The sequence below is a fragment of the Paranoxybacillus vitaminiphilus genome (genome assembly GCF_003259935.1).
Classification (GTDB): Bacteria; Bacillota; Bacilli; order Bacillales; family Anoxybacillaceae; genus Paranoxybacillus; species Paranoxybacillus vitaminiphilus.
The window spans coordinates 146,706-168,826 of record NZ_QLMH01000004.1; the positions used below are offsets into that span (position 1 = coordinate 146,706).

Here is a 22,121-nt window from a genome sequence, read left to right on the forward strand (position 1 = left end):
GTTGAGGGAAATCCCTCAACTTTTTAAAATTTACTTCAATAAAGGTGCTACCCACTGAAATACTTTCACTCCTAAATAAATACCAACAATCCCCATAATCCCTGCCAACGCGGGCGGAGCCGGAATGGGCAATTTTAATAAGGCAAAGACAAAGCCAACGACCATGCCAGTTAGTAAAGATAAAATGATTTCATTCATTTTTTTTCCTCCATTTCTCTACTATACATTATGCACACAGAAAAGACCCTCTACTCATAAAAAGTAGAAGGTCAACCATTATCACATTTTTTCTGGTGCTGATACGCCCACTAACGCAAGCGCATTTTGTAATGTAATTTGTACAGCTTTCATTAACGCCAAACGAGCGCGGCTTTTCTCTTTGTTTTCTGGATCTAATACTTTTTCCGCGTTATAGAAGCTATGCAATGCGGAAGCTAAATCAAAAATGTAGTTAGTAATGCGATGCGGCATGCGTTTGAGCGCCGCTTCGGACACCACCGCCGGGAACTCCCCTAATTTTTTCAATAGCTCAATTTCTTTTTCAGATTGAATGTAGTCGAGCTGTAATTCGCCTTCATACGATAAGTTTTGCTCTTCTCCTTGACGAAGAATGCTGCATACGCGTGCATGCGCATATTGTGCATAGTAAACAGGGTTTTCATTTGATTTAGAAACCGCTAAATCCATGTCAAAGTCAAGGTGTGTATCGCTTGAACGCATCGCAAAGAAATAACGTGTCGCATCAAGTCCGACTTCTTCCATTAAGTCGCGCATTGTCACTGCTTTGCCTGTGCGCTTGCTCATTTTTACTTTTTCTCCGTTTTGGTACAGACTGACAAGCTGAATGATTTCGACTTCAAGCATATCCGGGTCATATCCAAGCGCCTGAATCGCTGCTTTCATGCGCGGAATGTATCCGTGATGGTCAGCTCCCCAAATGTTAATAATTTTTTGGAAGCCGCGTTTTAGTTTATCTTGATGATAGGCAATGTCCGGCATTAAATACGTATAGGATCCGTCCTGCTTAATGAGGACGCGGTCTTTGTCGTCGCCAAATGTCGTCGAGCGGAACCATGTCGCGCCATCCTTCTCATAAATATGACCCTTCTCGCGAAGTGTCGCTAATGCCTCGTCAATTTTGCCGTTATGATACAGCGATGTCTCAGAATACCAGACATCAAACGTGACGCGAAAATCTTCTAAGTCTTTTTTAATCTTGTCCAGCTCATATTTTAAGCCATACTCGCGGAAAAATGTTAAGCGTTCCTGTTCGTCGATATGAACGTACTTGTCGCCGTATTCTTCTGCAAGTTTTTTCCCGATTTCAATAATGTCATCTCCGTAATAGCCATCTTCCGGCATATCTTTGTCGATGCCCAGCGCTTGGAAGTAGCGCGCTTCGATCGATTTTGCCAAGTTGTAAACTTGGTTGCCGGCATCGTTAATGTAATACTCGCGTGTTACGTCAAATCCCGCTTTTGCTAAAATATTGCATAGTGAGTCACCGACAGCCGCACCGCGCGCATGTCCTAAATGCAGATTCCCTGTTGGGTTCGCGGAAACGAACTCGACCTGCACTTTTTGTCCTTGTCCGACATTTGTCTCCCCATAAGACGCGCCTGCTTTTATAATCGCCGGAATTAAGTCGGTTAAATAACTGTTGTTCATATAGAAGTTGATGAAACCGGGACCGGCGATTTCAATTTTGTCAATGGATGCTTTTGTTTTGTCAAAGTGGTTGACGATATCTTCCGCGATCATGCGCGGTGCTTTTTTCGCGACGCGCGCAAGCTGCATCGCCATGTTCGTTGAGTAGTCACCATGTGCTTTATCTTTCGGCACTTCAAGAATGACGCTTGGAATTTGCTCTTCTGTCGCTAATCCCGCTTTTAAGACAGCAGCTTTAATTTCGGCTCTAAGGTTCTCCTTCATTTGTTCAACAATATTCATACTCGTGCCTCCCTGAACGTAATCGTAATGGAATAACGCCCTGATTGTTGATTTTGCAGCTGTAATATGTAAGAAAAAAATAATTGTCCTTTTTTTGTTTTTTCATTGTATTGATATTGCACGTTTTCTGTTTTTGTTTTCATTGTAAAATGACCGAACGGACTTTGATAGTTTCCCGTGGTCTCTTTGCTTTTGCGAAATACATGACGCATGTTAACCGCGCCAGAACGGAGCACCGTCACTTCCTCGCCAGCAATTTTTATAATTGTTTTCACTTTTCCTGTTTCTTGTTCTTCCTCAAAGCTTAAATATACAGTATTTCCTTTTAAGTAGTATAGACCATTTGTTTCGAATGCAACAGTCTCTTTGCGGAAACCATCGCGGATTTCTGTGACTTGCTTTAAGCGAATTGGAGTACCGGTTGTTTGGTCCACAACGTACACGCCCTTTTTACAATCTATAACCATAATAGTATAAATAAATTGTTTAATGATATGCAAGAGTTACACGAGATTCAATGAATATCAAAATAAAAAAGAGAGGCCGCTCTAAATGCAGCCTCATTATAACTTATTTTCTCTTTTGTACCCATCCGAGAATCATTTCACGAACAAGTTTACTTGCTGTGTTGGCTGTTTGTTCGGAATGGTCATAAACAGGAGCCACCTCTACTAAGTCGGCACCGACTACTTTCACATCAGACTTAGCAATTTCATGGATCGCAGCAAGCAATTCTTTTGACGTAATCCCGCCGGCATCAACTGTTCCTGTTCCAGGTGCATGTGCTGGATCTAATACGTCAATGTCAATCGTAACATAGACAGGACGTCCAGCGAGTTTTGGGAGAACTTCTTTTAACGGCTCTAATACTTCAAATTTTGCGATGTACATACCGTTTTCTTTTGCCCATTCAAACTCTTCTTTCATACCGGAGCGAATTCCGAAAGAATATACGTTTTTTGGCCCGATTAATTCTGCTGCCTTGCGAATTGGTGTCGAGTGGGAAAGCGGCTCGCCTTCATATTGCTCGCGCAAGTCAGTATGCGCGTCCATATGAATAATCGCTAAATCCGGATATTTTTTGTGCATTGCCTTAATAACAGGCCAAGATACTAAGTGTTCGCCGCCAAGACCGAGCGGGAATTTATCTGCCGCTAAAATTTTGTCAACAAACTCTTCAATCATATCTAAACTGCGCTGTGCATTACCGAATGGAAGCGGGATATCACCGGCATCGAAATATTTGACTTCCTCTAATTCACGGTCTAAATAAGGGCTGTACTCTTCAAGACCGATGGATACTTCACGAATGCGCGCCGGACCGAAACGCGAACCTGGACGATAGCTAACGGTCCAGTCCATCGGCATGCCGTAAATAACCGCTTCACTTTCCGCAAAATTCGGATGACTCTTAATAAACACATTACCAGAATAAGCTTCATCAAACCGCATCACATAAACCTCCTTTATGTAGGGGGTCTGTCCCCCCAGTCAACTAATGCGTTAACGCCTTAAAAAAGCGGGGGTCAGTCCCCGATTAAATCTTTAACGAATTTTGGTAGTACAAAGCAAGCTTTGTGAAGTTCTTTTGTGTAATATTTTGTGTCGATGTCGTGGAAGCGTTCATCGCTGACTTCTAATGGGTCATATTTTTTCGAGCCGATTGTGAAAGTCCACATGCCGCTTGGATATGTTGGAATGTTGGCGATATATAGACGTGTAATCGGGAAAATTTCGCGCACATCTCTTTGTACGTTTTTAATTAAGTCAGCTTTGAACCACGGATTGTCTGTTTGGGCAACAAAAATGCCGTCTTCTTTTAATGCTTTTGCGATGCCCGCATAGAATCCTTTTGTAAATAAGCTCACCGCCGGACCAACAGGTTCTGTAGAGTCAACCATAATGACATCATATTCGTTCTCGCTTTGGGCAATATGCATGAAACCGTCGTCCACTTTCACTTCCACACGCGGATCATCCAATTTTCCAGCAATCTCAGGAAGATATTTTTTTGAATATTCGATAACTTTTCCGTCGATTTCAACTAATGTTGCTTTTTTCACACTTGGATGTTTCAGCACTTCGCGGATAACACCACCGTCTCCGCCGCCAACAACAAGTACGTTTTCCGGATTTGGATGTGTAAATAAAGGAACGTGCGCCACCATTTCATGGTAGACGAACTCATCCTTTTGCGTTGTCATTACCATGCCGTCTAAAATAAGCATGTTGCCAAACTCTTCTGTCTCCACCATGTCCAGCTTTTGAAATTCTGTTTGTTCTGTATGTAAAGTACGTTTAATTTTTGCTGTGATTCCAAAGTTTTCTGTCTGTTTTTCTGTAAACCATAATTCCATTGTGTACACCCTTTCTTTGCTAAATCACTATTAAGAATATTCTACTTATCAAAAAAATGATAGTCCTTTTCAACAAAATTTAACCGATATTTTATATTTCCCTGCCAAACAAAAAACTAAACATGAAAAAGTATAGAGTAATCTAGCAAAATTTCAAGTAAAAATTGCTAGAAAAACGTTTAAAATGAGAAAAATTTCCTCATACTAAAAACAATTCGCAACCATCAAGAAATGTATATGAGGTGATTTACCTTGGAAATCATCCCGAGCCGCCGATTTAGAGGAACGTTGAAATATATTCGCGCGTTTGTTTTTGTGAGCCTCATCCTAGCAATCTTATTCATTATTGGCATTATCAGCGTCATTGTATTGGCTAAAGTTGAAGGAGCTCCACCTTTAGCCGTTCCGCAAACAACGATTTTTTATGCCGATGATGGTTCAAAAATTGGCGAAATCCACAACGGGCAAAAACGTTATTGGATCAACCTCGATGAAATATCTCCCACCCTTATTAATGCAACGATTGCCGTTGAGGATCGCAAATTTTTTGAGCATTACGGCTTTGACATGAAACGAATTGCCGCAGCAGCACTCGCTGATATAAAAGCAATGGCAAAAATACAAGGCGCAAGTACCATTACACAGCAATACGCGCGTAATTTATTTTTAAGCCATGATAAAACATGGACAAGAAAACTTCAGGAGGCGTTATATACGATTCGCCTAGAAGTAAACTATAGCAAAAAAGAAATATTGGAGGGTTATTTAAACACTATTTATTATGGTCACGGTGTATATGGCATTGAAGCAGCTGCCAATTATTATTTTGATAAACCAGCGAAGCAATTAACATTAAGCGAAGCCAGCATGCTGGCAGGCATTCCAAAGGGACCTTTTTACTATTCGCCGCTCATTCATGAAAAGCGGGCGAAGCAACGCCAAAAAGCCGTTTTAACATCGATGATAGAAGCCGGCTATATTAGCAAAAAAGAAGCGGAAAAAGCTTATGAGACAGCGCTTGTGTACTCTCGTCATCATGAAGTCGCAAAAAAACAAATAGCTCCTTATTTTCAAGATGTCGTCAAACATATTCTTAAAACCGATTTAGGACTTGATGAACGAACAATCGAAATGGGCGGTTTGCGCGTCTATACTTCTCTTGACCCAAAACTGCAAACAATCGCAGAAAAGCATATCACCGAAACAATCGACCAAAACTCTAATATCCAGGCCGCCCTTGTCGCGATGGAACCGCACACTGGCGAGATCAAGGCATTAATTGGCGGACGGGATTATGAAAAAAGCACGTTTAATCGAGCCGTCCAAGCAGAGCGTCAGCCTGGCTCTACATTCAAACCGTTTCTTTACTATGCAGCTCTTAAACAAGGATTTACTCCTTCGACAGAAATGCGGAGTGAGCTTACAACCTTTACTTTTGACAACGGAAGTGCGACATACACACCGCGCAACTATAATAACTATTATGCAAATGATACGATTACACTCGCTCAGGCCATCGCCCTTTCCGATAATGTCTTTGCCGTGAAAACACATTTGTTCATCGGTGAAGAGGAACTCGTAAAAACAGCGAAACAATTAGGAATTACAAGTCAACTAAAAGAAGTGCCATCCCTGGCATTAGGAACATCACCGGTGAAAGTGATTGATATGGTCAACGCTTACAGTATTATTGCAAATAATGGAAAAAAAGCCGGGCCTGTATTTATTAAAAAAGTCGTTAACTATCAAGGCGAGACCATTTATGAACATAAAAAGAGCGAAGAGCAAATTCTCGACCGGGATATCGCCTATGTAACAACTCAACTAATGACAGGAATGTTTGATGCGCGGTTAAACGATTATACGTCTGTTACCGGACAAACGATTGCGAGAGAAATGACCCGTCCTTATGCCGGCAAGTCAGGAACGACGAAAACAGATAGCTGGATGATTGGCTATACGCCGCAGCTTGTTGCCGGAGTATGGACGGGATATGATAAAGGCCAAACGATTGACAAAGTAGCGGAAAAGCAATATGCGAAAAAAATTTGGGTCGGCTTTATGGAAGAAGGACTTACAGGAAAACCAGTTAAAACATTTAAACCGACCGAGGGTGTAGTCGGTGTTTACATCAATCCGGACAATGGAAAGCTGGCGACAAAAGCTTGTCCAGTGAAACGTCTTACTTACTATGTCGCAGGTACAGAGCCGTCAGAATATTGTACCGATCACGTTCATCATCATAAAACGAAACAGAAAAAATCAAATGAAAACAAAGAGAAGGAAAATTGGTTCGAGAAAATATTTAATTGGTTCTAAATACGAAAATCCCCAAGCGTTTTGCTTGGGGATTTTCGTGTCCTAGTTTTATATTGTGTTACACATGTAGGTTTAGTTTACTCTTTTTCCAATAAAAGCTCAAGTCTTGACGGAAGGTCTTTCACAAAACCGTCACATCTTTGGTAATTTTTTTCAGAAAATTAGTTTTCCGCCAGCAAACCTTTCTTCAATTCCTCGCTTGAACGGTTCCACATTTCAATGTCATGATTCTTTAAAAAATTGGCAAGCACCTTTTTCGACTTTTCATCCATGTGCTCGACAATAATATGACGCTTTAATGACTTATCCATCCGGTTTACATGTTCCGGCAGCGATTTATAGCCGCGGCGAGCTTCGCGGTCCACCGTCATTTCACAAGCAGCAACCCCTGCATAGTACGGTCCCTCCGCCGTGCGGTCAATTGTCACCCATACAAGCCAGTACGGTTTTCCGTTTGGCACTTCCTCACGATTCGGTGTAAATTTGATCCCCTTTTCAACAACGCTGCGCGCATGCATCGCTCCCATATCAACAAACGCTTCTCCCGCTTCAATATCGATAATGACAGGAGAGACATTTTCCAAGCTTAACGCTCCTACCCCAAAACCGCCATGTCCATGCATAGGATCATTTTTAATAATATTAAAACCGAGATTTTTCTTTTTTTGTTCCATTGACTCGCTCCCCCTTCAACATCTACATAATCAGTCCGGAAAAAATTGAATTAAGCATTTGAATGACAAACGGAATGGCCACATGAAAAATTGGCTGAATCGTATATTTATCCAGCGGTGTTAACACGAGAACAAGAAAAATAAGGGCACCGTAATTTTCAAATTGCGACATTTTCACCCGCACATCATTCGGAGCTAAATCTTCAATAATCCGGTAGCCGTCTAAAGGCGGGAATGGCAATAAGTTAAAAATAAATAATACGACATTCAAGCCAATAAAAATTTGGAAAAACTGATCAAAACCGGCAGCAAACCAATCCGGTATCATGTCAAGGATTCCAAAGCGAATCAGACTGTACCAAGCCGCAAATCCAAACGCTGCCAACATTAAATTGCTAAGCGGTCCGGCAAATGAGACAAGAATGCCTGCGAGGCGTGGATTTTTAAAATGGTGGCGATTCACCGGCACAGGTCTTGCCCAGCCGAACCCGGCAATAAAGATGAGAAGCGTACCGAGCAAATCTAAATGAGCAAGCGGCGATAACGTCAATCTCCCTTGATTTTTGGCAGTCGGATCGCCAAATTTATACGCTGTATATGCATGGGCAAATTCATGCACGGAAAAAGCCATCGCTAACGCCATCAATACATACGGAATTTCTTGAATTGAGTATGGCAGCAAATTTTCCACTCCTTTTTGTACTATTCTCATCAACAGTATACATGATTCTTTATCAATACTAAAACAATGAGGAAACGAAAATGGTATAATAAATTTGCAAACTTCATGATAAAGGAGACGATTGGCATGCCTTACGTAACTGTAAAAATGCTTGAAGGCCGCACAGAAGAACAAAAGAAAGCACTTGTAGAAAAAGTAACGGAAGCAGTTGTCGAAACAACCGGTGCACCAAAAGAAAAAGTCGTTGTATTTATTGAAGAAATGCCGAAAAACCACTATGCAATTGCCGGCAAACGTTTAAGCGATGAGTAAAGTGCATATGGCAGAGGCTGTCTCAAAGGCGAAATATCAGATCTCGCAACTACGATCTATCGTATATCGTGCGCGGGGGCGATACCTTTATGGGACAGCCTCTAATTTTTTGTTGCACTTTTATTAAAAAACGAATATTATAATATATGATTTAAAAAATGTTCGTTTTTTGGAGGGTCACATGTTTAAGCTATCACAATATAAGACAAGCACAAAAACAGAAATATTGGCTGGGTTAACGACTTTCTTGACAATGGTATACATCGTCATTGTCAATCCAGTCATCTTATCAGACGCCGGCGTTCCGTTTGAACAAGTGTTTATGGCAACGATTATCGCTACGATCATTGGAACACTTTGGATGGCGTTGTTTGCCAACTATCCAATCGCCATTGCACCCGGTATGGGATTAAATGCTTATTTTGCCTACTCCGTTGTCGGCTCACACGGAAATATTTCTTATGAAATTGCGTTCTCAGCTGTATTTGTTGCGGGAATTATTTTTATTATCTTATCGTTAACACCGTTTCGCCGCAAACTTATCGAGGCGATTCCGGAGAACTTAAAACATGGAATTACCGCGGGAATTGGACTGTTTATCGCGTTTATCGGGCTGCGTTTGACAGGAATTATTACGGATCATCCGACAAATCTAGTAGCTTTAGGTGATTTACATTCGCCTTCTGCGATTCTTGCGTTAATCGGCTTAGCTGTTACGCTTATTTTGATGTCGCTCCGCATAAACGGTGCTCTCTTTTTCGGAATGATTGTAACAGGAGTTATCGCTTATTTTACTGGACAGTTAAAGTTTGATAAAGGCTTTGTCTCCATGCCGTCTTTACCTGAAGGTCTCATCATTATCAATCCGCTGACGGCCATCGGCGATGTCGTGCAATATGGATTATATGCCGTTGTCTTCTCGTTTTTGCTTGTAACGATTTTTGATACGACAGGAACAATGATTGGTGTCGCGCAGCAGGCCGGTCTTATGAAAGGAAATACAATGCCGCGCGCCCGCGAAGCACTTCTAGCTGATTCGATTGCGACAACAGTAGGCGCTATGTTCGGGACAAGCCCGACATCAGCTTACATTGAGTCTTCTGCCGGTGTAGCAGCTGGAGGACGCACTGGATTAACATCACTGACTGTTGCGGTATTATTTGCGATTTCCGCCTTTTTCGGTCCGCTTGTCGGGGCCGTATCCGGAATTTCAGCGATTACCGCACCTGCTTTAATCATTGTCGGCAGTCTCATGATAGGAAGCATCGCACACATTAAATGGAACGAGCTTGACGAAGCATTCCCTGCTTTTCTCATTATCTTAAGCATGCCGCTGACATCCAGCATCGCGACAGGGATCGCGCTCGGCTTTATCTCTTATCCATTATTAAAAATCACGCGCGGAAAATGGCGCGAAGTACACCCGCTCGTCTACTTGTTCGCAGTATTGTTCTTCTATCAACTGGCTTTCCTGCCGCACTAATTTGCAAGTTTTGAGAAGCAAATAATGACGGCATAAAAAAGGAGGCTGTCCCAAAAGCCCAAGGTCAGACCCCGCAACACAATATATAGGGGATAAATGAACGATATATTGTGAAATGCGCGTGAGGTCAGACCCTTATGAGACAGCCTCTTGATTTTTATTTCCTGTGATTTTGTTACGCAAATTTTCGATATATGCATACGCCTGTTCGATTTCTTCCTCTGTATAGCGCTGTTTACTTTTCAGAGAAAACACTTTTTCTTTCACTTCATCTTTACTTAAATTCTCAAAGTAGAGAATCGTTGATACCAACTCTAAAAACCGCGAGTTTTGTTTATTCATATCCTGCATGCATTCTTGTAAATGCGGCATTTCAATGTCATAGTGGCTTAAAAACTCTTCACCAGCCTCCGTTAAAGTATAACGATATTGGAAATAACCGCCCCTTTTCTCTTTCATTTCATTGAGAAATCCAAGGTTACAAAGCTCTTCTATTCTTAGAGTCAATTCCTCGGAATATGGGCCGTAAAAATGGAAACCGAATTTTTCATAAAAAGGAAAGCTCATTTTTTTCGCAATATAAATCATTTTTTGTAATTTTTTTCGTCCAACAATCTCCCCTGCCATCGCCAAAGCCTTCATAATTTTTGCATGCTCCATTAACAACTCCCCGTCATCTCCTAACCCTCTAATATTTCTTTAATTTTTTTCTTTGTCGCACGCTTCGTCGATAAATCATCAATAAAATCTTGCGGAAAATATAGTTTATGATCGGTCCGCCGCTTCCCCGATATCGCATCGACAATGACAGACTCTCTTGACAGCTCCCGCAATTCACCATTTGGCATCAGCAAATAAATCGGCAGACGCTCTCCCTCTTCTCCCGGCCGATAAAAGTCATAAGGCAAATCAGACGATGAATCAACGACTAAATAATATTCCGGATCAATGCCTGCCTTTTTAAACAGTGCATTCAGTTCCAAAAGCTTCTTCATCTGCTCGTTCGTCGGGCTGAACTCCACATATTTAAACAGGTTGCGGTTGACAAAACGACGGCATAAATCGCTTAAAATCGGGTCCGTTTCATTTTGCCACTCTTGAAAATAATAGAGAATTATCGCCTCATCCAATCTTAAATATTCTTCAAGAGTCACGTTTTCTTGAAATAGGGAATAAAAATGAACAGGTTTTGTCTTAAAAGAATAACCAGCTTCATGGAGTTTTTTCGCACGGTGCAAAATTTTCGTGAGTATCACTTCAGCGCTTCTTGTGACCGGATGAAAGTATACTTGCCAATACATTTGATAGCGGCTCATAATGTAATCTTCTACGGCATGCATTCCGCTCCGTTTAATAACAACTTGGTCTTCGCGCGGACGCATGACGCGCAAAATTCGCTCCATATCAAAATTTCCGTAACTGACGCCTGTATAGTAAGCATCGCGAAGCAAATAATCCATGCGATCGGCATCAATTTGACTGGAAATTAAACTGACAACAAGCTTATTTTTATATGTTTTGGCAATGACTTCGGCAACTTTTTTCGGAAAATCATCGCCCATGCGGCGCAATACTTTATTCACTTCCGTATCGCCTAAAATAATCGCTTGCGTAAAATCTTCATGATCGAGATGAAACACTTTTTCAAACGAATGCGAAAATGGACCGTGCCCTAAATCATGCAAAAGCGCCGCGCATAAACATAAAAGCCGTTCACTATGATCCCAATGCTCCCGTCCAACAAACACATCGTCAATAATGCGGCGAATGATTTCATAGACGCCAAGCGAATGATTAAATCGGCTATGTTCAGCGCCGTGGAACGTTAAATAGGTCGTACCAAGCTGCTTAATGCGGCGCAAACGCTGAAATTCTTTCGTCCCTATTAAATCCCAAATAATTTTATCGCGAACATGTATGTAACGGTGAACGGGATCTTTAAATACTTTTTCTTCGCTTAATTGTCCGCCTGGATACGCCATTTTATCTCCTCTTCCATTTCTAACATGAGTCTATTATAAGCGGTTTATTTCGGCAAAAAAATACTTGATTTTTATATACTAGTATTTCCTGAAAATAGAAACAAAAAATCACCTTTCATAACAATGAAGGCGATTTTTTTCGTTATTTTTTAATCTTTTGTGCGATTTTTTCAATTAATTCATCTTCGTTTGCAGCGGAAATCGGACGGTTATTGACAAAAGCAAAAGATTTTTTTCTTCCCGGACCGCAGTAAGATTGACAACCGATTTGGATTTTCGCGTTCGGATCGAGTTTTTTTAGACGCGGCAAAAGCGTCTTCAAATTCGTCGCTTGACAATCATCACACACACGAAACTCGTTTGCCATCGATTTTCATCCTTTCTATAACATTCAGGCGTTTTAACACTAACGTGTATTCTACATCTTCTCGACTGACAATGCAAGCTGTTCGATCGGCCTGTTAATGGATTAAAAGTCTCGCAAATTTTTATTTATAAAAAATCTACTAAAAAATAGTATGGGCTTTTTTATTTTTGTCTATGCTACTACTAATTAAGAAAAGCGAAGGCGCCCCGCCCAGCCCCGCAACGCGCTGGAAGAAAGCTGCCACAGCAAAACGGAAGCGCCGCGGGCTGCTTAAAGCATCACTTTTCAAGTCATGCTTTCAGCAAGTTTTGAAATGAAGTATTTTCAAGAAGCTAACGGCCGGGCGCTGAAGCTGGACATTTATGAAGAAAAGGGAGTTGAGAGTATGAAACAACGACAAGATGCATGGTCAGAAGAAGATGATTTACTATTGGCGGAAACGGTGTTGCGCCACGTGAGAGAAGGAAGCACACAGTTGAATGCTTTCGAGGAAGTTGGAGATAAATTAAATCGAACGTCAGCTGCTTGCGGGTTCCGCTGGAACGCAGTGGTTCGCCAGCATTACGAACAAGCGCTGCAGCTTGCCAAAAAACAACGAAAACAACGTCAACGAGCGTTTGGCAAAAATCAACCGGTGCGCAAAAAATTACTTTATACACCTCCTGTTCCGCCATTAGAAGATTTAGAAACACCGGGCGTTTTGCAGCCGGCAACGAACAACGTTGAAGTAAATGACATGTCCATTGACCACGTCATTTCTTTCTTGCAAACATTAAAAGGAATGAATACCAATCATGAGGTGCTGCAAAAAGAGAATGAAAGACTGAAAAAAGAAAATGCTGAAATCACGGCAAAAAATGAAGAACTTGAGAAAAAGATTGCCAAACTGGAAGAAAGCTCTTCAACGATTCAAGAAGACTATGAAACATTGATGAAAATTATGAACCGCGCCCGCAAAATGGTGCTGCTTGAAGAAGAAGAACGTCCAGCAACGAAATTTAAAATGGATCGAAATGGGAATTTAGAGAAAATTGCCGAATAAAGAAAGGAGGCTGACCGACAAGCAAAGGGCCAGACCCCGCAGCACAATATATAGTACATAAATTGTGAAATGCATGCGAGGTCGGACACTTAAGGGTCAGCCCTTTTGATGATATGTTAATAAACCATAGTCTTTATAATTGATTAAACACTTTTTCATTCCTTTCCATCATCCGCTGCAAATGATGTTCATACAGCGATAATTCTTCCGCCGTTAATGAGGATGCATACAGCTCGCCGCCAAAGGAATGGAGCGTTTCAAGCAATCGCAGCATTAATGTTGGTACGGTAATCGCTTCTTGCAATAATTCCGACAACGATGCCATTGTTTCCGGAACAATATTCGGGTAGGTGAACTTCGTTTCTTCTCCTTTTAAAGCGCGCTCATAAAACCCGCGAACGACTTCCGCACGGGCTGAGCCGCTGCCGCTGACGCATAAATAAATTTGCACGGCGACACCGCCGCGAAGGCGCCGCTGTGAAATGCCGGCAAATTTTCTCCCGCTAATGCTCAAATCATAGCTGCCCGGACAATATGAGCCGGCAATTTCCCGCGCCTCAACGTTCGCTTGATACGGCGCAAGCATATGTTTGACAAGCTCCCACATTGCATCATAGCCGCGGTTAATATCGATTCCTTTTTTCGTCTCTGGTAAAATAAGCGATATATTCAATACCCCCTCATCAAGAACGACCGCCAATCCCCCAGAGTTGCGGACAATGACCCGATATCCTTGTTCTTCTAAAAAGGACACACCATCATGTAAATATGGAAGCTTCGTATCTTGAATCCCAAGCACAATCGTATTGTGGTGAACCCATGAACGGACAACCGCGTCAGACATACCTTGTCCAACCGTTGTGCAAAGCGTATCATCGATCGCAAATGACTGTTTTGCATCAAACATTGGACCGAAATGCGATTGATCGATAATCCGCCATTTCGGCTGTTGTAAAAGCTCATTCATCATCTCTATCTCCTCACACTGCATTTAACGTTCCCATTATATCATAATGACATCAAGAGAAAATCAACAGGCAAATTTCTTGAAACAATCTAAGATATTAGTTCGTCTAATTTTATAAAACGAAAGGAGAAGAAAGATGAAAACGTTCATTTTTACCGCTTTTGCTCTATTATTGAGCGCCTCTTTATTTGGCTGCAATCATGCAGAAGATGAAGTACAAAATAATGAGCAAAAACGGGATTTAAACCGTAACATGATTATCGTTGACTCTGTCAATGAGCCTTTGCCGCCAGAAGCAAACAATGTTCAATCGCTCCCAAGCAAAAAAGAACCGCAGCAAATTCCTAATGCCAACTTAAACGAGCCGATGATTGTGATTACGAAAATGCCTTATTCAGAAACAAAAAGACCTTAAGACATAAATAGAAAAACGCTCGGATCGTAACATCCAAGCGTTGTTTGTTTACTATCTTCTCTAGATGGGAAAAGATATTTTCTTCATTACAGAGCCTGGGCAGCCGTAATTAACGCCAGCTTGTACACATCTTCGGCATTGCAACCGCGCGATAAGTCATTTACTGGTTGATTTAAGCCTTGTAAAATTGGACCAATCGCTTCAAAGTTTCCTAAGCGCTGCGCAATTTTGTAACCAATGTTGCCTGCTTCAAGGCTAGGGAAAATAAATACATTTGCATCGCCTTGAATGACGGAATCCGGTGCTTTCTTTTTCGCCACAGAAGGCACGAATGCCGCATCAAATTGAAACTCGCCGTCAATGATTAAGTCAGGAGCCTTTTCTTTCGCAAGACGCACCGCTTCAATCACTTTCTCCGTCTCTGGGGATTTTGCTGAACCTTTTGTTGAAAAGCTTAACATCGCCACACGCGGTTCAATGTCAAACATTTTAGCCGTATTGGCCGTTTCAACGGCAATTTCCGCTAAATCGGCACTGTCAGGGGCAATGTTGATGGCACAATCCGCAAACACATATTTCTCATCGCCGCGAACCATAATGAATACGCCTGAAGTTCTGCGTACTCCTTCTTTCGTCTTAATGATTTGCAACGCTGGACGCACTGTGTCCGCCGTCGAATGAGCAGCACCGCTCACTAACCCGTGCGCTTTTCCCATATAAACAAGCATTGTGCCAAAATAGTTCACATCAAGCAGCGTTTTTTGTGCATCTTCTTTTGACACTTTTCCTTTGCGGCGCTCAACAAATGCCTCAACAAACTCATCCATCCGCTCATACTGCTTTGGATCGATAATTTCTACATTTGAAAGGGCAACACCGATTTCCGCTGCTTTTTTCTCTACTGCTTCTTTGTTGCCAATGACAATCGGACTCAGTATATTTTCGTTTGCTAAACGGCTTACCGCTGTTAAAATGCGTTCATCTAATCCTTCTGGAAAAACAATTTTGAGGTTTTTCCCGGAAATTTTTTGTTTTAAGACAGAAAATAAATCACTCACAAAAGTTCCTCCTCAGCATAAATAAAAATCATTCTACCTACTAGGATACCCTGATCGAAGGGAAAATCAACCAAGTTAAGCCCTTACAAAAATAGTTTTTTTATTAAAATAATTCAGTCATATCGTTAGCAGTGCAACTTGCAAACACTTGTTGGGTAAACTATGATATAGTAAATATGTAAATACATAAATATCGGGGTGAAAGTAAAATGAGTGAAGCAGCACAAACGCTTGAAGGTTGGTATTGCCTGCATGATTTCCGTTCTGTCGACTGGTCCGCATGGAAAACACTCACAAGCGACGAACGCCAAGCAGCCATTCATGAATTTTTAGCGATAGTCGAAAAATGGCAGGCGACAGAAGACAAAAAAGAAGGAAGCCATGCAATTTATACGGTTGTCGGACAAAAAGCCGATTTGATGTTCATGATTCTGCGTCCGACAATGGAAGAGCTAAATGAAATTGAGACTGAACTTAATAAGACAAAGTTGGCGGAATATTTAATTCCAACTTATTCTTATGTCTCCGTTGTCGAGCTAAGCAACTATCTGCCTTCTGACGGCAGCGATCCATACGAAAATCCAGAAGTGCGCCGCCGCCTGTTCCCAATTCTGCCAAAAACAAAACATATTTGCTTCTATCCGATGGACAAGCGCCGTCAAGGAAATGATAACTGGTATATGCTTTCGATGGAAGAACGCCGCAATTTAATGCGCGCCCACGGCATGACAGGCCGCAAATACGCCGGAAAAGTCGTACAAATTATTACCGGTTCTGTCGGTTTTGACGATTACGAATGGGGCGTCACACTATTCTCTGATGATGTCTTGCAATTTAAAAAGCTTGTCTACGAAATGCGCTTTGATGAAGTCAGCGCGCGTTACGGCGAGTTCGGTTCTTTCTTCGTTGGGAATATTTTGCCAAAAGAAAAAGTGGCTTCGTTTTTACATGTATAAATAAAAGACAGGGCTGACCTATCAGTGTCTGCATTTCACAATATATTTATCGGGTTGTGGGATCTGACACTCTATTTTAGGTCAGCCCTATTTTTTTAAATTTTTTTTAAATTTAAGGACAAGCTTCGTTTTATTGTCATATAACAACGTATTTTCCCATAAATATAAATCAGAAATTTGTTCATAAAAACCTGTTTTTCTTGTCACCATTTTCCACTTCTGCAATAGCCTATTAATGTCTAGGAAAAACGTAAAACTATGCGCTTGTAGATAAGAGGTGAGAAAATGGCGGTTGTTGCGTGTACAGAAGAAGATGTAAGACTACTGGCAAGATTGATGCGGGCCGAGGCGGAAGGTGACGGAAGATTAGGGATGCTCATGGTCGGGAATGTTGGCGTCAACCGCGTCAGGGCGAATTGTCTTGATTTTCGAGGGATACGTACGATTCCCCAAATGGTATACCAACGTCCAGGTGGCTTTGAGGCGACGCAAAAGGGATATTTTTACCAACGCGCAAGAGAACTAGATATCCAATTAGCGCGCCAAGTCATCCGTGGCTGGCGCTATCATCCTGCTACTTATTGCCTTTGGTTTTTTAAACCGGACGGAGCCTGTCCGCCGCAATGGTTTAATCAATGGAACACTGGACGCTATAAGTCACATTGTTTTTATGCACCGACACAAACAGATTGTCCCGGCGTTTATTCTTAAACTTAAATATTTTGATAGGAGGTAACCCTATGACTAAAAATCAATATGATTCTTTAGATCACTCTCACGGCGACGAACGCCAGCAAGGTTATAATCCATACCCGTATGGCTACATGCTTTCACAGCCGTATTACACAACGGCATACCCATACTACCAACAACCACCTGCCCAACCAACCGGATTCGGACTACAAACACCTACTTTCGCCATGCCGACGCAAGCACCAACAACGGTCAGCCAGCCAATTCCAGGCATGCTCCCACTTGAAGAATCTTATATTGAAAACATTTTGCGCTTAAATAAAGGCAAGATTGCGACTGTCTATGCAACATTTGAAAACAATCGTGAATGGAATGCGAAAATATTTAGAGGGGTCATTGAAGCAGCAGGGCGTGATCATGTCATTTTAAGCGACCCACAAACCGGAATGCGCTATCTTCTACCGATGATTTATGTAGACTATATTACATTTGATGAACCAATCGCCTATGAATATCCATATGCAGGCGGAGGCCCCGGATTTAGCACATACTCTCCTCGTTAACAAAAACGAGGCTGTCCTAAAAGCAAAGTGTCAGATCTCATATAAATGAACGATTATAATGGAATGATCATGAAGTCAGACAATTTATAGGACAGCCTCTGCAACTTTTTACAAATATTTAACCGCTACATATCCAAGAATAAGCCATGCTGCCAAAAAAGCAATTCCACCAAATGGGGTAATGGCTCCTAGTATTTTAACTTGGGTAATGCTTAAAACATAAAGGCTGCCAGAAAAGAGAATGATTCCTGCCAGCATCACCCATCCTGCTGATGTGACAAGCCCAACATTTGGCAGTTTATCCGCTAAAAACGCAACGACAAACAATCCTAATGTATGGAACATTTGGTAGTTGACACCGGTTTTCCATGTCTCTAAATATTTTTCAGGGATTTTCCCCTCTAGACCATGCGCACCGAAAGCACCCAGTGCCACTGCTAAAAAGGCATTAACAGCCCCCAATAATAAAAATATTTTCATTGACCTCTTTCCCCTTTTATGTTTATGTAAAAGCGCTATCTCTATATTAAAACATTATTTTCGAAAAGAAAATATTTCTATATCTTAAAAATCAAACAAGGAAGGACCGTTTGCATCGTCCCCTATCTCAATCCGCTCATTGCTTGCGGAAAATGGCTGTATCGGCTTTACAAGTTGATGATTTAGCATCGTATTGGCGGTTTGCTCCTCGTTTGGCCGCTCATCAAGTATCAGGTCGCAAAGCGCCCGAATAACAGCAGCATGTTCACGAATTTGTTGCATGTTATGGCACAACTGAGCCTCATGAATCTCTTTGGCCATTTTTGCAAAAACCGTTGTAACAGGTATATCCAAAACGTTTTCACTCCCATCTTTCGTTTTTGGGTGATTTAATGGCAACCTAAATGAAAACTGTAAATGTTTAATTTTGATAAGGAAAAAAACAAATAAAGGAAGGCTTCCTGATGAAACTGCTGCTTTTTCATCTCATTTGCAAAACCGCTTCTTTCTCAAACAGCGCCATTTGTTCTTTTGTTCCTAAAACAATGACAACATCTTTTTTATTTCTTAAAAGCTCGCCTAATACTTGTTCACCAACCCGCCCTAAACCGCAAATAATAATATGGTTTTCCAGCGAGCGAATTTTTTTATCCATTTGCCGCCTCCGTACTTTTTTCGAAAACTCCCCTTCAATCATCATTGATGTAACAGCACCTGTGGCATAGGTGACAATACCGATTCCAACCGGAACAATGATTAAAGCAAATAATCTTCCTAATGGCGTTTCCGGAACCGTATCACCATAACCAACCGTGAAAATAGTAATGACGGTTAACCATAATGCTTCAAAAAAAGACATCTGCTCGGAAAAAATAAATCCAACCGTGCCAATCATCACGGAAATCAACATCGCAGTCACTGCGACAACTAGCGATCTCGACGATCTCATTGCTAATTCCCCATTATTTTTTTTGTTTTTGTTCAAACTTCATGCATGGCTGACCAGATGATTGAAATACAACAATAGAAGGTAAGCTTGCGCTTTTAAACGCAAAAGCGCGACAGCCTCTTGGAAACATCGGATCCCATGTGACATAAAAATGTTTGCACTGATAGCAATTCATTCGTTTGTTTTGCATGTTCCCCCCTCATATGTTCTCAATTTGCCAATCAATTGGTTCACGTCCGACTTGTTTCAAAAACTCGTTCGTTTTTGAAAACGGACGGCTGCCAAAAAAGCCGCGTGCTGCAGAAAATGGACTCGGGTGAGGCGCTTCGATCATGTAATGATGCGGATTTGTAATGAGCTCTTTTTTTGCTTGGGCGTGTCTTCCCCATAAAATAAAGACAACTGGTTCGGTTTTTGCATTGACGAGTTCAATGACACGGTCGGTGAAATGTTCCCATCCTTTTCCTTTATGCGAGTTCGCCTCGCCTCGTCTCACTGTTAAAACCGTGTTTAGTAAAAGTACGCCTTGTTCCGCCCACTTAACAAGATATCCGTTATTCGGTATATAGCACCCTAAATCATCTTGTAATTCCTTAAAAATGTTTAGCAGTGAAGGCGGCAAAGGAACGCCCGGCTTAACGGAAAAGCTTAATCCATGCGCCTGCCCGGGACCGTGGTACGGATCCTGCCCTAAAACGACGACCTTCACATTCGCATAAGGAGTATAATGAAGCGCGTTAAAAATATCATACATATCTGGATAAATCGTTCTTGTCCGATATTCTTCTTTTAAAAACTCTCGTAACTTTAAATAATATGGTTTCGTAAACTCTTCTTCCAATAATGGTGCCCAATCATTTTTCAAAATGGCCATATGCAAAACTCCCGTTGTATAAAGTAAAATTCATCATTAATGTACCACATTCACAATGTCTCTATAAATAAATTCTCTCTTTACCGGCGACTTAGGATTCGTTGAAACAGCCAAACAACAATGGCAATGTAAAGTAAAATAATCAGTATGCCGGCAATCCAGTTTTTTGGCTTCCCTTTCTTTTTCCAATTCGCTTGCTTTCATGCGATTGTCTTCAACTACCTCTTTCGGAAGCCACTTCAAGGCTAAACAGAGCCCAAAAGGAATGAGAACAAGGTCATCCATATACCCTAAGACAGGGATAAAATCGGGAATCAAATCAATCGGGCTAAATGCATAGGCGACGACACATAACGTAAATAATCGTAACACCCAAGAAACACGAGGGTCTTTGTACGACAAATACAAAATGAATAATTCTTTTTTAATTCCCTCGCCCGCTTCTTCCATTTTTCTACTATTATTCTTCTCCCTATTACGAAATGATGTTTTTTCACTATTTTACCGAAAATATGAAACAAATAAAACGGTGCAGAAAAATCACTGCACCGTTTTTTATTAAAATTGAATTTTTTCTTCAAGAAAGCTCTTTAACTCAGAAATTGGCACGCGCGTTTGTTCCATTGTGTCGCGGTCACGTACTGTTACCATGTTGTCTTCTTGGGAATCAAAGTCGTAAGTGATGCAGAATGGCGTACCAATTTCATCTTGACGGCGGTAACGTTTACCGATCGAGCCAGACTCATCATAGTCAACCATAAAATATTTTGATAAGTCTTCAAAGATTTTGCGCGCTTCTTCCGAAAGCTTTTTCGACAACGGTAAAACGGCCGCTTTGTAAGGCGCAAGCGCTGGATGCAAGCGCATCACTGTACGAGTGGTGCCGTCTTCTAATTGTTCTTCCTCATATGAATCGATCATGAATGCGAGTGTGACGCGGTCTGCGCCAAGTGACGGCTCAATGCAGTAAGGAATGTAGCGCTCATTTGTTTCTTGATCAATGTAGTTAAAGTCCTCGCCTGAATGTTCCATATGCTGCTTTAAGTCGTAATCTGTACGGGATGCAATACCCCATAGCTCGCCCCAACCGAACGGGAACTTGTATTCAATATCTGTTGTTGCATTGCTGTAGTGTGACAACTCTTCCTTGGAATGGTCGCGCAGGCGGATATTTTCACTCTTAATGCCGAGCGACAGCAGCCACTGCTCGCAGAATTGCTTCCAGTAGTCAAACCATTTTAATTCCTCGCCAGGCTTGCAGAAAAACTCAAGCTCCATTTGTTCGAATTCGCGTGTACGGAACGTAAAGTTACCAGGCGTAATTTCATTTCGGAAGCTTTTACCAATTTGCGCGATACCGAATGGGAGCTTTTTCCGCATTGTGCGCTGCACGTTTTTAAAGTTGACAAAAATGCCCTGCGCCGTTTCCGGACGAAGGTAAATCTCGTTTGCGCTTGATTCCGTTACACCTTGGAATGTTTTAAACATTAAGTTAAATTGGCGAATGTTTGTGAAATCGCTGCTGCCGCACTCTGGACAAACAATGTTATGCTCTTTAATGAGCTCTTCCATTTTTTCAAATGGGAGACCGTCAACGACCATTTCAATGCCCTTTGCTTCCAATGCGTTTTCAATTAATTTATCGGCACGATGACGTGCTTTACAACTTTTACAATCAATCATCGGATCGTTAAAATTGCCTAAGTGGCCGGATGCTTCCCACGTTTTTGGATTCATTAAAATCGCTGCGTCTAAACCGACATTGTAAGGTGACTCTTGAACGAATTTTTTCCACCATGCACGCTTAATATTGTTTTTTAATTCCGTACCCAATGGACCGTAATCCCATGTATTTGCGAGACCTCCATAAATTTCCGATCCCGGGAAAATAAAGCCGCGATGCTTCGCATGAGCAACAATTTGCTCCATTGTCACTGACATTTTCTTTTCCTCCTTCATTTCTTCTGAAAATAAAAACGCTCCCGCCGCTAGGCTTTA

Annotated in this window: 25 protein-coding genes and 1 pseudogene; 8 read left to right on the forward strand and 18 right to left on the reverse strand. The window is 41.6% G+C overall.

Going from position 1 to position 22,121, the window contains the following annotated elements:
* Positions 1–30 precede the first annotated feature (30 nt).
* The 5 genes from B0I26_RS07205 to speE all read right to left on the reverse strand — a co-directional run bounded on the left by B0I26_RS07205 (position 31) and on the right by speE (position 4,307).
* Positions 31–198: a XapX domain-containing protein gene (locus B0I26_RS07205; protein ID WP_111644779.1), complete on the reverse strand. Its 168-nt coding sequence runs from the start codon at positions 196–198 to the stop codon at positions 31–33.
* 81 nt (positions 199–279) lie between these two features.
* Complete coding sequence (argS, locus tag B0I26_RS07210) at positions 280–1,950, reverse strand: arginine--tRNA ligase (RefSeq protein WP_111644780.1); 1,671 nt, start codon at positions 1,948–1,950, stop codon at positions 280–282.
* Positions 1,947–2,384, reverse strand: coding sequence for a YwiB family protein (locus B0I26_RS07215; RefSeq protein ID WP_111644781.1), 438 nt, complete (start codon positions 2,382–2,384; stop codon positions 1,947–1,949). Before B0I26_RS07215 ends, argS begins: the two co-directional genes overlap by 4 nt.
* Before the next feature lie 136 nt (positions 2,385–2,520).
* On the reverse strand, positions 2,521–3,402 hold the full coding sequence (speB, locus tag B0I26_RS07220; RefSeq protein ID WP_111644782.1) for an agmatinase: 882 nt from the start codon (positions 3,400–3,402) through the stop codon (positions 2,521–2,523).
* A gap of 74 nt (positions 3,403–3,476) precedes the next feature.
* Complete coding sequence (speE, locus tag B0I26_RS07225; protein WP_111644783.1) at positions 3,477–4,307, reverse strand: polyamine aminopropyltransferase; 831 nt, start codon at positions 4,305–4,307, stop codon at positions 3,477–3,479.
* A 252-nt stretch (positions 4,308–4,559) separates the two neighbouring features.
* Here speE and B0I26_RS07230 point away from each other — a divergent pair, with 252 nt between their 5' ends.
* On the forward strand, positions 4,560–6,626 hold the full coding sequence (locus B0I26_RS07230) for a transglycosylase domain-containing protein (protein WP_111644784.1): 2,067 nt from the start codon (positions 4,560–4,562) through the stop codon (positions 6,624–6,626).
* A gap of 161 nt (positions 6,627–6,787) precedes the next feature.
* Here B0I26_RS07230 and B0I26_RS07235 read toward each other — a convergent pair whose 3' ends face one another.
* Both B0I26_RS07235 and B0I26_RS07240 read right to left on the reverse strand, forming a co-directional pair.
* Positions 6,788–7,300: a YwhD family protein gene (locus B0I26_RS07235; RefSeq protein WP_111644785.1), complete on the reverse strand. Its 513-nt coding sequence runs from the start codon at positions 7,298–7,300 to the stop codon at positions 6,788–6,790.
* Between the two features lie 22 nt (positions 7,301–7,322).
* Positions 7,323–7,991 carry a site-2 protease family protein gene (locus tag B0I26_RS07240; protein WP_111644878.1) on the reverse strand — a complete coding sequence of 223 codons (669 nt, stop codon included), beginning with the start codon at positions 7,989–7,991 and terminating at the stop codon, positions 7,323–7,325.
* Between the two features lie 96 nt (positions 7,992–8,087).
* On the opposite strand from B0I26_RS07240, the gene B0I26_RS07245 reads away from it, so the two are divergent.
* Both B0I26_RS07245 and B0I26_RS07250 read left to right on the forward strand, forming a co-directional pair.
* Positions 8,088–8,294, forward strand: coding sequence for a 2-hydroxymuconate tautomerase (locus tag B0I26_RS07245; RefSeq protein ID WP_111644786.1), 207 nt, complete (start codon positions 8,088–8,090; stop codon positions 8,292–8,294).
* A 181-nt stretch (positions 8,295–8,475) separates the two neighbouring features.
* Positions 8,476–9,777, forward strand: a complete 1,302-nt coding sequence (locus tag B0I26_RS07250; RefSeq protein WP_111644787.1) for an NCS2 family permease — start codon at positions 8,476–8,478, stop codon at positions 9,775–9,777.
* Between the two features lie 135 nt (positions 9,778–9,912).
* On the opposite strand, the gene B0I26_RS07255 is transcribed toward B0I26_RS07250, so the two are convergent.
* The 3 genes from B0I26_RS07255 to B0I26_RS07265 form a co-directional block, all read right to left on the reverse strand.
* The gene (locus B0I26_RS07255; protein WP_111644788.1) at positions 9,913–10,443 is read right to left on the reverse strand and encodes a YwgA family protein; all 531 of its coding nucleotides are present in this window, start codon (positions 10,441–10,443) and stop codon (positions 9,913–9,915) included.
* A gap of 14 nt (positions 10,444–10,457) precedes the next feature.
* Positions 10,458–11,759 (reverse strand): HD domain-containing protein, encoded by a 1,302-nt coding sequence (locus B0I26_RS07260; RefSeq protein ID WP_111644789.1) that lies wholly within the window; start codon positions 11,757–11,759, stop codon positions 10,458–10,460.
* A gap of 142 nt (positions 11,760–11,901) precedes the next feature.
* The gene (locus B0I26_RS07265; protein WP_111644790.1) at positions 11,902–12,126 is read right to left on the reverse strand and encodes a YuzB family protein; all 225 of its coding nucleotides are present in this window, start codon (positions 12,124–12,126) and stop codon (positions 11,902–11,904) included.
* Positions 12,127–12,511: 385 nt separating this feature from the next.
* On the opposite strand from B0I26_RS07265, the gene B0I26_RS07270 reads away from it, so the two are divergent.
* Positions 12,512–13,168, forward strand: coding sequence for an RsfA family transcriptional regulator (locus B0I26_RS07270; protein WP_111644879.1), 657 nt, complete (start codon positions 12,512–12,514; stop codon positions 13,166–13,168).
* Between the two features lie 133 nt (positions 13,169–13,301).
* Here B0I26_RS07270 and B0I26_RS07275 read toward each other — a convergent pair whose 3' ends face one another.
* Entirely contained in the window at positions 13,302–14,144 is an 843-nt protein-coding gene (locus tag B0I26_RS07275) for a lipoate--protein ligase family protein (protein ID WP_409991415.1), read from the reverse strand.
* Positions 14,145–14,271: 127 nt separating this feature from the next.
* On the opposite strand from B0I26_RS07275, the gene B0I26_RS07280 reads away from it, so the two are divergent.
* A complete protein-coding gene (locus tag B0I26_RS07280) occupies positions 14,272–14,550 on the forward strand; it encodes a hypothetical protein (protein ID WP_111644792.1) in 279 nt (92 codons plus the stop codon).
* 86 nt (positions 14,551–14,636) lie between these two features.
* On the opposite strand, the gene pta is transcribed toward B0I26_RS07280, so the two are convergent.
* Positions 14,637–15,608 (reverse strand): phosphate acetyltransferase, encoded by a 972-nt coding sequence (pta, locus tag B0I26_RS07285; protein WP_111644793.1) that lies wholly within the window; start codon positions 15,606–15,608, stop codon positions 14,637–14,639.
* 209 nt (positions 15,609–15,817) lie between these two features.
* On the opposite strand from pta, the gene hemQ reads away from it, so the two are divergent.
* The 3 genes from hemQ to gerQ all read left to right on the forward strand — a co-directional run bounded on the left by hemQ (position 15,818) and on the right by gerQ (position 17,820).
* The gene (gene hemQ / locus B0I26_RS07290; protein ID WP_111644794.1) at positions 15,818–16,564 is read left to right on the forward strand and encodes a hydrogen peroxide-dependent heme synthase; all 747 of its coding nucleotides are present in this window, start codon (positions 15,818–15,820) and stop codon (positions 16,562–16,564) included.
* Between the two features lie 285 nt (positions 16,565–16,849).
* Positions 16,850–17,275: a cell wall hydrolase gene (locus B0I26_RS07295; RefSeq protein ID WP_111644795.1), complete on the forward strand. Its 426-nt coding sequence runs from the start codon at positions 16,850–16,852 to the stop codon at positions 17,273–17,275.
* Between the two features lie 29 nt (positions 17,276–17,304).
* Entirely contained in the window at positions 17,305–17,820 is a 516-nt protein-coding gene (gene gerQ / locus B0I26_RS07300; RefSeq protein WP_111644796.1) for a spore coat protein GerQ, read from the forward strand.
* Positions 17,821–17,928: 108 nt separating this feature from the next.
* Here gerQ and B0I26_RS07305 read toward each other — a convergent pair whose 3' ends face one another.
* The 6 genes and pseudogenes from B0I26_RS07305 to B0I26_RS07335 all read right to left on the reverse strand — a co-directional run bounded on the left by B0I26_RS07305 (position 17,929) and on the right by B0I26_RS07335 (position 22,064).
* Positions 17,929–18,300 carry a DUF423 domain-containing protein gene (locus B0I26_RS07305; protein WP_111644797.1) on the reverse strand — a complete coding sequence of 124 codons (372 nt, stop codon included), beginning with the start codon at positions 18,298–18,300 and terminating at the stop codon, positions 17,929–17,931.
* An 84-nt stretch (positions 18,301–18,384) separates the two neighbouring features.
* Positions 18,385–18,654 (reverse strand): YwdI family protein, encoded by a 270-nt coding sequence (locus B0I26_RS07310; RefSeq protein ID WP_111644798.1) that lies wholly within the window; start codon positions 18,652–18,654, stop codon positions 18,385–18,387.
* 127 nt (positions 18,655–18,781) lie between these two features.
* Entirely contained in the window at positions 18,782–19,249 is a 468-nt protein-coding gene (locus B0I26_RS07315; RefSeq protein WP_111644799.1) for an ion channel, read from the reverse strand.
* 199 nt (positions 19,250–19,448) lie between these two features.
* The gene (locus tag B0I26_RS07325; protein ID WP_111644801.1) at positions 19,449–20,123 is read right to left on the reverse strand and encodes a uracil-DNA glycosylase; all 675 of its coding nucleotides are present in this window, start codon (positions 20,121–20,123) and stop codon (positions 19,449–19,451) included.
* 80 nt (positions 20,124–20,203) lie between these two features.
* Positions 20,204–20,584, reverse strand: a pseudogene (locus tag B0I26_RS07330) (YkvA family protein).
* 97 nt (positions 20,585–20,681) lie between these two features.
* Complete coding sequence (locus tag B0I26_RS07335; protein ID WP_111644802.1) at positions 20,682–22,064, reverse strand: glycine--tRNA ligase; 1,383 nt, start codon at positions 22,062–22,064, stop codon at positions 20,682–20,684.
* Between the last annotated feature and the right edge of the window lie 57 nt (positions 22,065–22,121).

Bases quoted from the DNA above. Each gene is read 5' to 3' on its own strand.
- B0I26_RS07205 (WP_111644779.1), bottom strand. From the start codon at position 198: ATGAATGAAATCATTTTATCTTTACTAACTGGCATGGTCGTTGGCTTT.
- argS (WP_111644780.1), bottom strand. From the start codon at position 1,950: ATGAATATTGTTGAACAAATGAAGGAGAACCTTAGAGCCGAAATTAAA.
- speB (WP_111644782.1), bottom strand. From the start codon at position 3,402: ATGCGGTTTGATGAAGCTTATTCTGGTAATGTGTTTATTAAGAGTCAT.
- speE (WP_111644783.1), bottom strand. From the start codon at position 4,307: ATGGAATTATGGTTTACAGAAAAACAGACAGAAAACTTTGGAATCACA.
- B0I26_RS07235 (WP_111644785.1), bottom strand. From the start codon at position 7,300: ATGGAACAAAAAAAGAAAAATCTCGGTTTTAATATTATTAAAAATGAT.
- B0I26_RS07245 (WP_111644786.1), top strand. From the start codon at position 8,088: ATGATAAAGGAGACGATTGGCATGCCTTACGTAACTGTAAAAATGCTT.
- B0I26_RS07250 (WP_111644787.1), top strand. From the start codon at position 8,476: ATGTTTAAGCTATCACAATATAAGACAAGCACAAAAACAGAAATATTG.
- B0I26_RS07260 (WP_111644789.1), bottom strand. From the start codon at position 11,759: ATGGCGTATCCAGGCGGACAATTAAGCGAAGAAAAAGTATTTAAAGAT.
- B0I26_RS07265 (WP_111644790.1), bottom strand. From the start codon at position 12,126: ATGGCAAACGAGTTTCGTGTGTGTGATGATTGTCAAGCGACGAATTTG.
- B0I26_RS07270 (WP_111644879.1), top strand. From the start codon at position 12,512: ATGAAACAACGACAAGATGCATGGTCAGAAGAAGATGATTTACTATTG.
- B0I26_RS07280 (WP_111644792.1), top strand. From the start codon at position 14,272: ATGAAAACGTTCATTTTTACCGCTTTTGCTCTATTATTGAGCGCCTCT.
- hemQ (WP_111644794.1), top strand. From the start codon at position 15,818: ATGAGTGAAGCAGCACAAACGCTTGAAGGTTGGTATTGCCTGCATGAT.
- B0I26_RS07295 (WP_111644795.1), top strand. From the start codon at position 16,850: ATGGCGGTTGTTGCGTGTACAGAAGAAGATGTAAGACTACTGGCAAGA.
- gerQ (WP_111644796.1), top strand. From the start codon at position 17,305: ATGACTAAAAATCAATATGATTCTTTAGATCACTCTCACGGCGACGAA.
- B0I26_RS07305 (WP_111644797.1), bottom strand. From the start codon at position 18,300: ATGAAAATATTTTTATTATTGGGGGCTGTTAATGCCTTTTTAGCAGTG.
- B0I26_RS07315 (WP_111644799.1), bottom strand. From the start codon at position 19,249: ATGAGATCGTCGAGATCGCTAGTTGTCGCAGTGACTGCGATGTTGATT.
- B0I26_RS07325 (WP_111644801.1), bottom strand. From the start codon at position 20,123: ATGGCCATTTTGAAAAATGATTGGGCACCATTATTGGAAGAAGAGTTT.
- B0I26_RS07335 (WP_111644802.1), bottom strand. From the start codon at position 22,064: ATGTCAGTGACAATGGAGCAAATTGTTGCTCATGCGAAGCATCGCGGC.